The sequence below is a fragment of the Palleronia sediminis genome (assembly GCF_004358695.1).
GTDB lineage: Bacteria > Pseudomonadota > Alphaproteobacteria > Rhodobacterales > Rhodobacteraceae > Palleronia > Palleronia sediminis.
Map to the genome: position 1 here is coordinate 79,488 of NZ_SNAA01000011.1, position 12,297 is coordinate 91,784.

The 12,297-nt window shown below is 63.5% G+C and carries 10 protein-coding genes; 7 read left to right on the forward strand and 3 right to left on the reverse strand.

The features are described from left to right. Positions 1–157: 157 nt before the first annotated feature. From E2L08_RS10895 to E2L08_RS10910, 4 genes are read left to right on the forward strand one after another with little or no spacing between them, the layout of a single operon-like run. Positions 158–1,114 (forward strand): ABC transporter permease, encoded by a 957-nt coding sequence (locus tag E2L08_RS10895; RefSeq protein ID WP_133397111.1) that lies wholly within the window; start codon positions 158–160, stop codon positions 1,112–1,114. Positions 1,115–1,119: 5 nt separating this feature from the next. Continuing rightward, complete coding sequence (locus E2L08_RS10900) at positions 1,120–1,977, forward strand: ABC transporter permease (RefSeq protein WP_133397112.1); 858 nt, start codon at positions 1,120–1,122, stop codon at positions 1,975–1,977. Between the two features lie 3 nt (positions 1,978–1,980). After that, the gene (locus tag E2L08_RS10905) at positions 1,981–3,597 is read left to right on the forward strand and encodes an ABC transporter ATP-binding protein (protein ID WP_133397113.1); all 1,617 of its coding nucleotides are present in this window, start codon (positions 1,981–1,983) and stop codon (positions 3,595–3,597) included. Continuing rightward, complete coding sequence (locus E2L08_RS10910) at positions 3,594–4,655, forward strand: succinylglutamate desuccinylase/aspartoacylase domain-containing protein (protein ID WP_133397114.1); 1,062 nt, start codon at positions 3,594–3,596, stop codon at positions 4,653–4,655. The genes E2L08_RS10905 and E2L08_RS10910 overlap by 4 nt, the downstream gene beginning before the upstream one ends. A gap of 18 nt (positions 4,656–4,673) precedes the next feature. Here the strand turns inward: E2L08_RS10910 and E2L08_RS10915 are convergent, their stop codons facing one another. The 3 genes from E2L08_RS10915 to E2L08_RS10925 all read right to left on the reverse strand — a co-directional run bounded on the left by E2L08_RS10915 (position 4,674) and on the right by E2L08_RS10925 (position 7,895). Next, positions 4,674–5,840: a 2Fe-2S iron-sulfur cluster-binding protein gene (locus tag E2L08_RS10915; protein ID WP_133397115.1), complete on the reverse strand. Its 1,167-nt coding sequence runs from the start codon at positions 5,838–5,840 to the stop codon at positions 4,674–4,676. Between the two features lies 1 nt (position 5,841). Beyond that, positions 5,842–6,882, reverse strand: coding sequence for an aromatic ring-hydroxylating dioxygenase subunit alpha (locus E2L08_RS10920; protein WP_133397116.1), 1,041 nt, complete (start codon positions 6,880–6,882; stop codon positions 5,842–5,844). A gap of 107 nt (positions 6,883–6,989) precedes the next feature. Next, positions 6,990–7,895: a LysR substrate-binding domain-containing protein gene (locus E2L08_RS10925; RefSeq protein ID WP_133397117.1), complete on the reverse strand. Its 906-nt coding sequence runs from the start codon at positions 7,893–7,895 to the stop codon at positions 6,990–6,992. Positions 7,896–8,080: 185 nt separating this feature from the next. On the opposite strand from E2L08_RS10925, the gene E2L08_RS10930 reads away from it, so the two are divergent. The 3 genes from E2L08_RS10930 (at position 8,081) to E2L08_RS10940 (ending at position 12,243) form a co-directional block, all read left to right on the forward strand. Further along, complete coding sequence (locus tag E2L08_RS10930; RefSeq protein ID WP_168771120.1) at positions 8,081–9,637, forward strand: ABC transporter substrate-binding protein; 1,557 nt, start codon at positions 8,081–8,083, stop codon at positions 9,635–9,637. A gap of 81 nt (positions 9,638–9,718) precedes the next feature. After that, positions 9,719–11,104: an FAD-binding oxidoreductase gene (locus E2L08_RS10935; protein ID WP_276321526.1), complete on the forward strand. Its 1,386-nt coding sequence runs from the start codon at positions 9,719–9,721 to the stop codon at positions 11,102–11,104. Between the two features lie 17 nt (positions 11,105–11,121). Further along, entirely contained in the window at positions 11,122–12,243 is a 1,122-nt protein-coding gene (locus tag E2L08_RS10940) for an aminotransferase class I/II-fold pyridoxal phosphate-dependent enzyme (protein ID WP_133397120.1), read from the forward strand. Positions 12,244–12,297: the final 54 nt, after the last annotated feature.

A 12,297-nucleotide genomic window follows, 5' to 3' on the forward strand; every position in this document is an offset into this window, starting at 1 on the left:
TAGATTTATATTTGTACCAAGACATGCAGTCCGCGGTGGCCCTTTAGACACGCTAAACAGTAATGCAGGTATGCTACTTTTGCCGCTCTATACGTCGCGCCCCGGCGCAGAATATGATCTAGACATAAGCTCTATATAGCGGACAAAAACTGGCACCATGAGAGCGATCCTGTCGATCATCCTGAAACGCTTGCTGGTCGGCTGCATCACGCTGTTCGTCGTGACGCTGATCATTTTCGGCGCGATCGAGATGCTGCCCGGCGACATCGCCACCGAGCTGCTCGGGCAGGCCGCCACCGAAGAAAGCCTGAATGCGTTTCGCGAGAAATACGATCTGAACCGTTCCCTGCCCGCGCGCTACCTGTCATGGCTCGGCGGCGCAGTGACCGGCGATTTCGGCATCAGCCTCGCCAATCAGCGCCCCATTTCAGAATTGATCGGGCAGCGCGCGGCCAACACGTTTTTCCTCGCGGGGTATGCGGCCGCGATCGCCGTGCCCATCGCAGTCGTCTCGGGGATGCTGGCGGCGCTTTACAACGGGTCGGTCTTCGACCGGATGCTCAGCAGTTCCACCCTTGCTGCCATCTCGTTCCCCGAGTTCTTCGTGGCCTATATCCTGATCCTCATCTTCGCCGTCGGATTGGGCTGGTTCCCGAGCCTCGCCAATGTCGATCCGGGAATGGGGCTGGGTGAACGGCTTTACCTCACCTTCCTGCCGGCGATGACCCTGACGCTGATCGTGCTGGCCTACATGATGCGGATGACCCGTGCGGCCATCCTCAACCTGCTGGCCATGCCTTATATCGAGATGGCCCACCTCAAGGGAATGAAGCGGTGGCGTGTGATCGCGGTACATGCGCTGCCAAATGCGCTCGCGCCGATCATCAATGTCATCGCGCTGAACCTGGCATACCTGATCGTCGGCGTGGTGCTGGTCGAGGTGGTCTTTGTCTATCCCGGTCTCGGTCAGATCCTCGTCGATGCGGTCTCGAACCGGGATGTGACCGTGGTGCAGGCCGCCTGCCTGATCTTCGCGGCCACCTACATCCTGCTCAACCTCGCCGCGGACATCCTGTCGATCATCGCGAATCCCCGCCTTCTGCATCCGAGGTAGCGCCCATGCATCAGACGCTCCACGCGCTGCGCGACGCCCCGGTCTCGGCATGGATCGGAATCGTCATCGTCACCTTCTACGCCATCCTCGCCATATTGGCGCCATTGCTCGCCCCTTTTCCCGAGGCGGCGTCCATCGGCGCGCAGTATCAGCCATGGGAGGCACCGCATTACCTGGGAACCGACGCGCTAGGGCGCGATGTCCTGTCGCGGTTGATCTATGGGGCTCGCAACACGGTCGGGATCGCACTGGTCACGACCGCACTGGCCTTTCTGCTGGGGACCAGCATGGGCCTCCTGGCGGCGGTCATCGGCGGATGGTTCGACGCGCTGACGGCGCGGGTGGTCGACGTGCTGATGGCGATCCCCCCGCTCATCTTCGCCCTCCTGATCCTGACGATCACGGGCACCTCCGTACTGTCCCTGGTGCTCGTGATCGCCGTGCTCGACAGCACGCGCGTCTATCGCCTGTCGCGCGCCGTGGCGCAGGGGATCATGACGATGGACTACATAGAAGTGGCGCGGATGCGTGGCGAAGGGCTTAGCTGGCTCATTCGGCGCGAGGTGCTGCCGAACGCCTCGGCTCCGCTCATCGCCGAGTTCGGATTGCGGTTCTGCTTCGTCTTCCTGTTCATCTCGGCGCTGTCCTTCCTGGGGCTGGGCCTGCAACCGCCGACTGCCGACTGGGGCGGGATGGTCCGCGAAAGCGCCAAGCTCATCGGCTTTGCCAATTTCTCGACATGGCAGACCGCGACGTTCGGGCTTGCGCCGCTCCTGCCGGCCGGCGCCATCGCGCTGTTGACCATCGGCGTGAACCTGATCGTCGATTGGGTGCTGCACATGTCTTCGGGCCTCAAGGAATAACGCATGGCGGACGCGCTGCTGGACATTACCGATATCCGCATCGAAGGCCGGTCGGACCGGAAATGGAAACCGATCATCAAGGGCGTCGACCTGGTACTGAACAGGGGCGAGATCCTCGGCCTCATCGGCGAGAGCGGTGCAGGGAAATCCACGCTTGGCCTCGCCGCGATGGGCTATACCAAGGGGGGCTGCCGCATATCGGGCGGCTCGATCAGATTCGACGGTCAGGAACTGGTCGGCGCGGGCGAAAAGACCCTGCGCAAGCTGCGCGGCAAGCGCATCGCCTATGTCGCGCAATCCGCGGCGGCTGCCTTCAACCCCGCCTACAAGCTCATCGACCAGTATTGCGAAGGCCCGGTGAAACACGGCGTCATGAGCCGGCCCGAGGCGCAGCGTGATGCGGTGGAACTCTACCGCAAGATCCGTCTGCCGGACCCCGATCAGATCGGCTTTCGTTATCCGCATCAGGTTTCCGGCGGGCAGCTTCAACGTGCGATGACGGCGATGGCGATGGCCTGCCGGCCCGATCTCATAATTTTCGACGAACCGACGACCGCGCTGGACGTGACGACCCAGATCGAGGTGCTGGCCGCGATCCGCGACATCGTGCGCGAATACGACACGGCCGCGATCTACATCACCCACGACCTCGCGGTCGTCGCGCAGATGGCCGACAGGATCAAGGTGCTCTTGCGTGGCGAAGAGGTCGAGGACGCCCCCGCACGAGAGATGCTGGCGAACCCGCGCGAAGACTATACCAAATCCCTCTGGGCCGTGCGCGACTTCCGCCGGGAGCCGATGCCCGCACCCGATATCGGGGCCACGCCGCTCTTGCAGATCGATAACGTCACGGCCGGGTATGGTGCGGTCAACGTGCTGAAGGACATCGATCTGAGCATCGCCGGCGGTTCGACCGTCGCGATCGTCGGCGAGAGCGGATCGGGAAAATCGACATTGGCCCGTGTGGTCATGGGCCTCCTGCCGCCGAGGAAGGGCTCGATCCGGTTCGACGGCACGCCCCTCCCCCCCTCGAGCCGCGACCGCACGCCGGACCTTCAGCGCCATGTGCAGATGATCCACCAGATGGCCGACACAGCGCTCAACCCCAAGCAGCGCATCCGCGACGTCATCGGCCGCCCGCTGGAGTTCTTTCTCGGGCTCAAGGGCAAGGCCAGGGAAACGCGCACGCGCGAGCTGCTGGCCCTGATCGAGCTCGACCCGGACGAGTTCATCGACCGTCTGCCCAACGAGCTTTCCGGTGGGCAAAAGCAGCGCATCTGCATCGCCCGAGCGCTGGCCGCCGAGCCCGAATTCATCATCTGCGACGAGGTCACGTCGGCGCTGGACCAGTTGGTGGCCGAGGGCATCCTGCGCCTGCTGGACCGGCTGCAACGCGAGATGCGTTTGACCTACATGTTCATCACCCACGATCTGGCCACCGTACGCTCGATCGCCGACACGGTTGTCGTCATGCAGCATGGCGTCGTCGTCGAGCAGGGCAGCAAGGACGATATCTTTTCGCCGCCGCACGCGGATTATACCGAGCTGCTCCTGTCGTCGGTTCCCGAGATGGACCCCGATTGGCTGACCGACCTTCTGGCCGAGCGGGGCGTGCGATGACGCTCCGTTTCGGAAGCGTTTCGAGTGACCTGGACCTCGATGCGCGCGGCAGACGGGCGGGGCAGTTCGGGCTGACCCATTCGAGCGATCGTCATGCCTTTTCCACGATCCGCGCCCCGTTGGGCGTCATCCGCGGCGACGATGGCCCCACCGCGCTCGTCTGCGCGGGCAATCACGGTGACGAATACGAGGGACAGATCATCGTGCGGCGCCTCTTCGAGCGGCTTGCGCCCGAAGACGTATCCGGCCGGCTCATCCTCGCCCCCGCGCTCAACATGCCCAGCGTCGAGGCGGCTACGCGGCTTTCGCCGCTCGACGGCGGCAATCTCAACCGGTCGTTTCCCGGCCTGCCCTTCGGCGGGCCGACATGCGAGATCGCGGGCTTCGTCGCCACACAATTGATGCCGCTGGCCGATCTCGCGGTGGATCTGCATTCGGGCGGGACCGGCACGGAATACCTCGACGCCGCCTATCTATGCCTCACCGGCATATCCGCACGCGATGCACAGACCCGCGGTCTGGCGCTCGCGATGGGCCTGCCCTTTGCCATGGTCGTGCCACCCGGCGACACGCCCGGTGATTTCGACAGCGCCGCCCATGATGCGGGCTGCGCCATGCTGTCCTGCGAATCGGGCGGCGAGGGCAAGGTATCGCGCCGCGCGCTTGAGGCAGGATGGCAGGGCGTGCTGCGCGTCCTGGCCGATCAGGGCATGCTGGCCGATGGCGTGGCCGAGCGGATGGGGGCGACGCCTGCACAACAGACGCGTTTTCTGGATCTGGGTGCGGGCGCGGCGCATCTCACCTCGGATCATCACGCGCTGGCCGAACCGTTGGTGCGGATCGGGCAAACGGTGGAAACGGGGCAGCCCGTCACGCGGCTGCGCGACCTCCACAGGCTGGACGCGGGCGTGCTGGACCTTATCGCGCCCTGCGACGGGGTGGTGGCGATCCGGCGTTCGACCGGGATCGTCGCACCGGGCGATCATCTGGCCGTCATCACGCCCGAGCTCGATGCCCGCAGCCTCGATGCGCTGCTGAACCAGGCATGCGCCGCGTGACGCCGCGGCGCCGCCCGATCAGAGATCCAGCACCACCGGACCCTTTGGCCGCGCGCAGCAGATCAGCACCTTGCCCGCTTCGGGTGGGCTGAGCGGCTCTTCGAAATACTCGACCTCGCCTGAAACTATTCCGCACTTGCAAGTATTGCAGATCCCCGCCCGGCAGCTGAAGTCAGGATCGAGACCCGCATTCTCGGCCAGTTCCAGCAGGGATGCCGCAGCCCCGTCCCAGTGTGCCGACACCCCGGAACGGCGGAAGCGCACATCTGCCTTCATGGCATCGAGCGATGGCTCCTCGGCGATCTTCACCACGGTTTCGGCCGTGGCCCAGGCGTCGGGATCGGTCAGATGCGCAAGCGCGCGGATCGTCGGCGCCGCATCGCGTGCGGCACGCGCGGCTGTCGCGGCGGGGATTTCGGGTTCGGCTATCGCGTCGAGCGATGTCGCCTTGCCGAAAAACTCGTAGGCGATCCGGTCCTTGGGCAAGCCCAGCCCCTGCAAAAGCTGATACATGGCCGCCATGAAGGGCACGGGGCCGCAGATATATGCCTCGTAATCATCGAGCGGCAGATGGCGTTGGAGGAATGCCTTGTCGATCATGCCCTCGGCGTGAAAGGCGTCTGCATCGCGATCTGCTTCGCTCGGAGTTCGATAGACGAACAGCGTGCGGATCCGGTCATCCGCGAGCCCCATGACCTCGTCGCGCAAAGCGTGAACGGCACCATTTTCGCAGGCATGGATGAACCAGACGTCGCGCCCGCCGCCCTTGAGGCTGTGCAGCATAGACACCAGAGGCGTCAGTCCGACCCCGCCCGAAAGCAGGATGACCGGCCGCCGGCTATCCGCGTCCAGCACGAAATGACCACGCGGCGGAGCGATCTCGATCTCGTCTCCGACCTCGATCCGGTCGTGCAGCCAGCACGAACCAAGCCCATCTGGCGCGCCGTCCCGCCCCGCCTCGCGCTTGACCGTGATGCGGTGATAGCCCGTCTCGGCCCCGGCATTCGAAACCGAATAGGTCTTGAGCACCGGCGCACCGTCGCCCGGCATTTTCAAAGTCAGATACTGCCCCGGCCGGACCGGCCAGAGCGCCCCGCCATCGACCGGGCAAAGATGGAAGGACGTGATGATATCGCTTTCGCGCCGCTTGTCCGCGACCCGAAAGGCACGAAAACCGGTTCCCATCCTAGACGCTCAGCTTGGCGTCGACCATGGCCTCTTCGGCGATCATCGCCTCGAGCTGCCGGCGGAATCGCAACTGGCCCGCGTCGATATGCAGGTCGATATGCGGCGAGGTCTTTTCGTTCATGCCGATCTGCACCTCGTTGAGCACCGCGCGGTCCTCTTCGAAAGCACCGCGGACGTCCTCGCTCATCATTTTCGACAGTTCTTCGTCGTCGGGGCGGACATTGCGGAGCTGGAACCAGTAATAGCGCGTCTCGGTCTCGGTCGTCGGCGTCATGAAGTTATAGCTGTCCATGACGAAAGTCTTTTCATGCAGCGGTCCGTCGACGCCACCCGTGCCGGCGGGAGTGAACACCGCGCGGATCAGCGCGTGACTGGGATAGCGGACCTCATAATGCTGAAGGCGGTCGCAATTGCCCTCGAATTCGATGACCTTCTTGTAGAAAGGCGCCGGCTCGTGATCCATCATCCAGCGGTGCACGATGACGCCGGTGTCGGTTTTCGTCACACGCAGGGGCGTGTCCTTGGTCGCGGCGGCGGCAAAGGACGACTCGTGGACCCAAGCCACATGGGTGGGATCGAGCAGGTTATCGCACATCAGAAGATAGTTGCAGTTCAGCTCCATCGCGGCACCGCGATTGATGCCCCATTCGGGACTGTCGAAATTCGGAATGTCGATGATGTCTTCGGGATCGGCGATGGCGGCATTGCCCATCCAGATCCAGACGAGCCCGTATTTTTCATGCACCGGATAGGGTCGCACACGCGCGGCCGAGGGGATGCGCCCGCCACCCGGCGCCCACACGCACTGCCCCGCGCAATCGAAGGTCAGGCCGTGATAGCCGCATTCGATATTGTCATCCTTGATCCGGCCCTTCGAGAGCGGCAGCTTGCGGTGGGGACAGGCATCCTCCATCGCGATGACCTCGCCCTCGGAATTGCGGAACATGCAGATCTTTTCGCCGAGGACCTTGACCTGCTTGAGTTCGCCGACGATCTCGTTGCTCCATGCTGCGACATACCAGGCGTTTTTCAAGAACATGCAGGGCCTCCTGACCGTGTTGCGGTTGGCTGGAATTGAACGATCTATATGGAAAACGGCGCGAAAATAAACGTTGATATCCATCGCGACAGTTTAGTTTTCCTGCATCAATCCACCCGCGCCTCGGACTGGATCCAGTTCAGGAATGCGCGCGCGACATCGTTCTCCAGCAGCATGGACGCCCAGCAGATATAGTAGGGCTCGGGCATCGGGATGGCGGCTTCGGACAGTCGAACAAGACGACCCAAGCGCAGATCCACCGATGCGAAGGAGTGCTGTGCGAGTGTGATGCCCTGCCCGCTGGCCGCAGCCTCGAGGGCGGATCCCGAAAGCGAATGCACGGATAAGGGTTTCGCGCGGGGGAGCGGTGCGCCCTGCGCACGCAACCAGTCCCCCAGGCGCGGGATACCGGCGTAAGCCGGCCCCCAGTCGATATCGACCCACGGCAGCCCACCCATGTTTTCGGGCCTTGCTGCGTCGGGGTTGCGTGCGAGAAACTCGGGCGAGCACACCGGAAAGCAGACATCGTGGAAAAGTGCGCGGCGGTGCGGATGCATCTCCGAAGCCATTCCGTAGGTCAGCCGGAACATACGGTTGAGAAACTGCGCCTCGGGCTCCACATGCGTGGCCTCGAGCCGGAATGAAACCGTCCCCTGCGGGGCGCTGAAGCGGTGCAGGCGAGGGTTGAGCCATTTGAGCAGCAAGGTGGGCAGGCCCGAGATCTCGACCTCGCGATCCTCCATCCGCTCGGCCAGAAGGCCTTGCGCCCGCCGCAGCTTGTCGAAGCCCGACGAAAGCAGTTCGTGATACGGTCGCGCGGCCGGCGCGAGCGAAGCGCGGCGCCCGTCTTTCATGATGAGAGGCATCTTGAGCTGGGCCTCGAGGATCTTGATTTGCTGGCTGATTGCGCCGGCCGTTACACCCAGTTCACGCGCCGCGGCCGTGACCGAACCGAGACGGCCGAAACTCTCGAAAGCCTGTAACGCACGCAGCGGTGGGAGAGACGATTGCATGACCTGCCTTCAAGATCGGTTTCGAGGGTGATGCCTTAGATTTCCTAATGCATGCATGCGTAATTCTGATTTGTCACGACTTAAGGCGCGAACTTATCATAATAACAATAGACATAATAAACCAGCTCCTGTCACCCTTCCAGAGCGGTGCCGATCAGCAGGAGCCGATCACAGGGAACGCTCTCATGACATTTTCGATGAACCGCCGCGGTCTTCTGTTGGGCGCCGGCGCAATGGGCGGTGCAGCCGTCCTCGGCCTTTCCGGCCAGCCGCTATACGCCGCGACGCCGCAGTCCGGAGGCACACTGCGCCTCGGGATCGGCAGTTTCGACTCGGGCGAAACGCTGGATCCGCAGGTGAACGAGACAAAGTTCATGCAGAACCTGCAATGGCAACTGCGTAACAACCTGATCGAGATCGGCGCCGGCGGCGTCCTGATCCCCGAACTGGCCACCAGCTGGGAGCCGAACGACGATCTGACCGTCTGGACCTTCAAGCTGCGTCAAGGCGTCGAGTTTCACAACGGCAAGACGATGGACGCCGACGACGTCGTCTTTTCGATCAACCTGCACCGCGGCCCCGATACGATCAGCCAGACCAAATCGCTGGTAGCGGTCATGAAGGACGTTCAGGCCACCGCACCCGACGAGGTGACGATCACGCTCAACGGGCCGAACGCGGGCTTCCCTCCGGTTCTTGCGCTGACCACGATGGTGATCGTCCCCAAGGATGACATGAACTTCGATGCCGGCATCGGCACCGGCGGCTATATCCTCGAGACCTACGAGCCGGGCATCAAGTCCGTCGTGAGAAAGAACCCCAATTATTGGAAGTCGGACCGCGCCCATTTCGACGCAATCGAGACCCTGGCGATCCGTGACGTCAATGCGCGCACCACCGCGTTGCAGACCGGTCAGATCGACGTGATGAACTCGGTCGATCCGACCACGGCGAATCTCATGGCGATCATGCCGGGCATCGATCTGGTCCAGACGCGCGGCAAGGTGCATTACTGCTTCAGCATGTACACGACAGATCCGCTTTTTCAGGACGTCCGTGTGCGCAAGGCGATGAAGCTGGCGATCGACCGGCAGGACATGGTGGACAAGATCCTCAACGGCTATGGGTCCATCGCCAACGATCAGCCGATCTCCGACGCCTATCGGTTCCACAACCCCGACCTTCCCCAACACAGCTATGATCCCGATGAGGCCAGGGCATTGCTGCAGGAGGCCGGCGCCGAAGGGCTGACGACCACGCTCCATGCATCGAACACGCCGTTCACCGGCGCGGTCGAGGCCGCACAGCTTTTCGCCGAGCATGCCGCCGCGGCGGGCATCACGATCAACGTCGCACGCGAACCCGAGGATGGGTACTGGTCCAACATCTGGGGCAAGAAGCCGTTTTTCGCCTCGCGCTGGTCTGGACGGGCCAACGAGGATCTGATGCTGACCCTTGCCTACTCCAAGGAGGCACTGGGCGGCTACAATGCCACCAATTGGGACAATGACGCCTTCAACGCCGCGCTCATCGCCGCCCGCTCCGAGAAAGACGAAGCGAAGCGTCGCGAGCTCTATTATGAATGCCAGCGCATCCTGTCCGAAGAAGGCGGTATGATCGCGCCGGTTTGGGCCGATTTCCTCGACGCAAAGGCCTCCAAGGTCGGCGTGCCCGAGGAAATTTCGGGCGATTGGGATCTCGACGGCAACCGGTGCGGCGAGCGCTGGTGGTTCAACGCCTGATCCGGCACGGCAAACCCGACGCGGGCCGCCCCTCTCATCGGGTGGCCCGCGCCCTACAAACGGCTTGAGGCGGCGAACCCGGTGGACATACCTTGCAGGGCCGATGGCATCGCGACGGCAGTGAATGACCTGCGCTGCCTTTTCGGCGAACGTGTAACGACCTCGGATGCGATGCGTGAACATCATGGCGCGGGCGAGTCGCATTTGCCGGCACAATGGCCCGACGCGGTTGTCATGGCCCGATCGACCGAAGAGGTCGCAGAGGCGGTGCGCATCGCGCACCGCCTCTGCGTACCGATCATTCCCTACGGCGCGGGATCGTCGCTCGAAGGGCAGATCCACGCTCCGTTCGGCGGCATCAGCCTCGATCTGTCGCAGATGGACAGCATCATGGCGGTCAATCCCGAGGACATGGATTGCACCGTCGCCTGCGGTGTCACGCGGCAAGCCCTGAACGAGCATCTGCGCGATACCGGGCTCTTCTTCCCGGTGGATCTGGGCGCACATGCAAGCCTCGGAGGCATGGCCTCGACCCGCGCCTCGGGAACGACCACCGTGCGCTACGGCTCGATGCGCGATCTGGTTCTTGGCCTTACGGTTGTGATGCCGGACGGGCAGATCATCAAGACCGGCGGGCGCGCGCGCAAATCCGCCGCCGGATACGACCTCACGCGGCTCATGATCGGCTCCGAAGGGACATTGGGCGTCATCACCGAACTCACCCTGCGGCTTTTCGGCATCCCCGAGACCGCGCAAAGCGCAATGTGCAGCTTTGCGAGCATCGAGGAAGCGACCGAGACGGTCGTCGAGGCCCTGCAATGCGGTCTTTGCCTCAACCGGATCGAGCTGGCCGACGCCGTGCAGATGAACGCGATCAACCGGTATTCCGGCACCGACCTGCCCGAACAACCGACGCTCTGGATCGAACTCACCGGTTCGTCGGTGCAGGTCGCGCATGACATGGCACTTCTGCGCGACCTGGCCGAGGGCTCCCTCCGCTTCGATGTCGCCGAGACCGCCGAGGCGGCATCGAAACTCTGGCGCATCCGGCATACCGCCCTTTATGCCGCACGCGCCTTGAGGCCCGGCATCAAGGGGATTTCCACGGATGTCTGCGTTCCCGTCTCAAAGCTGCCCGCCTGCATCAGTGCCATCCTCGAGGTGATCGCGACGACCTCGATCGTCGCCCCGCTGATCGGACATGTGGGTGACGGCAATTTCCACCTTGTGCTGCTTCACGATCCAGCCCGGCCGGACGAGGTGGAGGAAGCCCGGCACATCAACAGCAACCTGATCCGCATCGCCATCGAGATGGGCGGCACCTGTACCGGCGAACATGGCGTCGGCCTGGGCAAGAAGCCTTACCTCGAGGCCGAGCATGGCCCCGCGCTGGACGTGATGCGCGGGATCAAACGCGCGCTCGACCCGGCGAACATCATGAACCCCGGCAAGATTTTCGATCTGTGATCGCAAGGATACCCGCAATGACCACCACCCTGCCGCATGATCTGATCCGCAAGGATGTCCGGGATCTGCCCGACTACAATGCCGGCCTCGCACTGGACCGCTTTCGCGAGGCCTACGGCATGGATTGTGTCGCAAAGCTTGACAGCAACGAGAGCCCCCTTGGCCCTTCGCCCCGCGCCATCGAGGCGATGCGGAAGGCCGCGGAAGGCGTTTCGCGATACCCGGATGCAACGAACGCCGCCCTGCGCGCGGCGATCGCGCGCCACACCGGCGCCGAGACGGATCGCATCATCGTCGGGAACGGCTCGGAGGATCTGATCGGCGCGCTTTTCCGGGCCGTCATCCGTCTGGGGGATCACGTGGTGACGATCTGCCCCAGCTTCGGCCTGCACGAATTCGGTGCGCTGACTTTCGGCGCACGGGTGACGAAACTGCCTTTCGAGGCCGAATGGTCCTTTCCCGTCGAGGCGATGACGGCCGAGTTACGCAACGCCCCCCGCGTACTGATCTTCTCGTCGCCCAGCAATCCGGCAGGGCCCGTGATCGGCAAGGACGCGTTCCGCGCCATCGTGAACGCCGCCGACCCCGCCACCTTGATCTGCTTCGACGAGGCATATGTCGAGTTCATCGAGCCGCGGCTCAGGTTCGACGCGCTGGAAATTCTCGGGGCGTCAGGCAAGCCTCACATCGTTCTCCGCACCTTTTCAAAAGCCTACGGTCTTGCAGGTGCGCGTGTGGGATACGGCATCACGAGCACTGCCGAAATGACCAAGGCCCTGATGAAGACGCGCAATCCCTTCGGGGTCAACGCAATGGCGGCCGCGGGCGCGATCGAGGCGCTGGCGGATACCGCTCATCTGGACCGGGTGCTGCATGATGCGATGGCCGAACGGAAAAGGGTGGCCGCTGTCCTCACCGAAAAGGGCTATCCCTGCGCACCCAGCCAGACGAATTTCCTCTTCTTCGACACTGGCAAGGCGGCGCAGGAATTTGCCGAGGATCTGCGCCGACGCGGTGTGCTGATCAAGGCGTGGCAGGAGGCGCCGTTCACGAGTTGGGCGCGCGTCACCATGGGCATCCGCGCCGAGAACGACGCCTTTCTCGGAGCCGTGCCGGACAGGAGCGACAAGGTGGCCTGACCGTCACGGCGTTCCGCTGGAAAGGATGCGGGCCGAACGCCTCGGCCCGAGCGG

Coding starts and splice junctions, on each gene's coding strand:
- E2L08_RS10925 (WP_133397117.1), bottom strand. CDS start 7,895: ATGCAATCGTCTCTCCCACCGCTGCGTGCGTTACAGGCTTTCGAGAGT.
- E2L08_RS10920 (WP_133397116.1), bottom strand. CDS start 6,882: ATGTTCTTGAAAAACGCCTGGTATGTCGCAGCATGGAGCAACGAGATC.
- E2L08_RS10895 (WP_133397111.1), top strand. CDS start 158: ATGAGAGCGATCCTGTCGATCATCCTGAAACGCTTGCTGGTCGGCTGC.
- E2L08_RS10930 (WP_168771120.1), top strand. CDS start 8,081: ATGACATTTTCGATGAACCGCCGCGGTCTTCTGTTGGGCGCCGGCGCA.
- E2L08_RS10915 (WP_133397115.1), bottom strand. CDS start 5,840: ATGGGAACCGGTTTTCGTGCCTTTCGGGTCGCGGACAAGCGGCGCGAA.
- E2L08_RS10900 (WP_133397112.1), top strand. CDS start 1,120: ATGCATCAGACGCTCCACGCGCTGCGCGACGCCCCGGTCTCGGCATGG.
- E2L08_RS10910 (WP_133397114.1), top strand. CDS start 3,594: ATGACGCTCCGTTTCGGAAGCGTTTCGAGTGACCTGGACCTCGATGCG.
- E2L08_RS10905 (WP_133397113.1), top strand. CDS start 1,981: ATGGCGGACGCGCTGCTGGACATTACCGATATCCGCATCGAAGGCCGG.
- E2L08_RS10940 (WP_133397120.1), top strand. CDS start 11,122: ATGACCACCACCCTGCCGCATGATCTGATCCGCAAGGATGTCCGGGAT.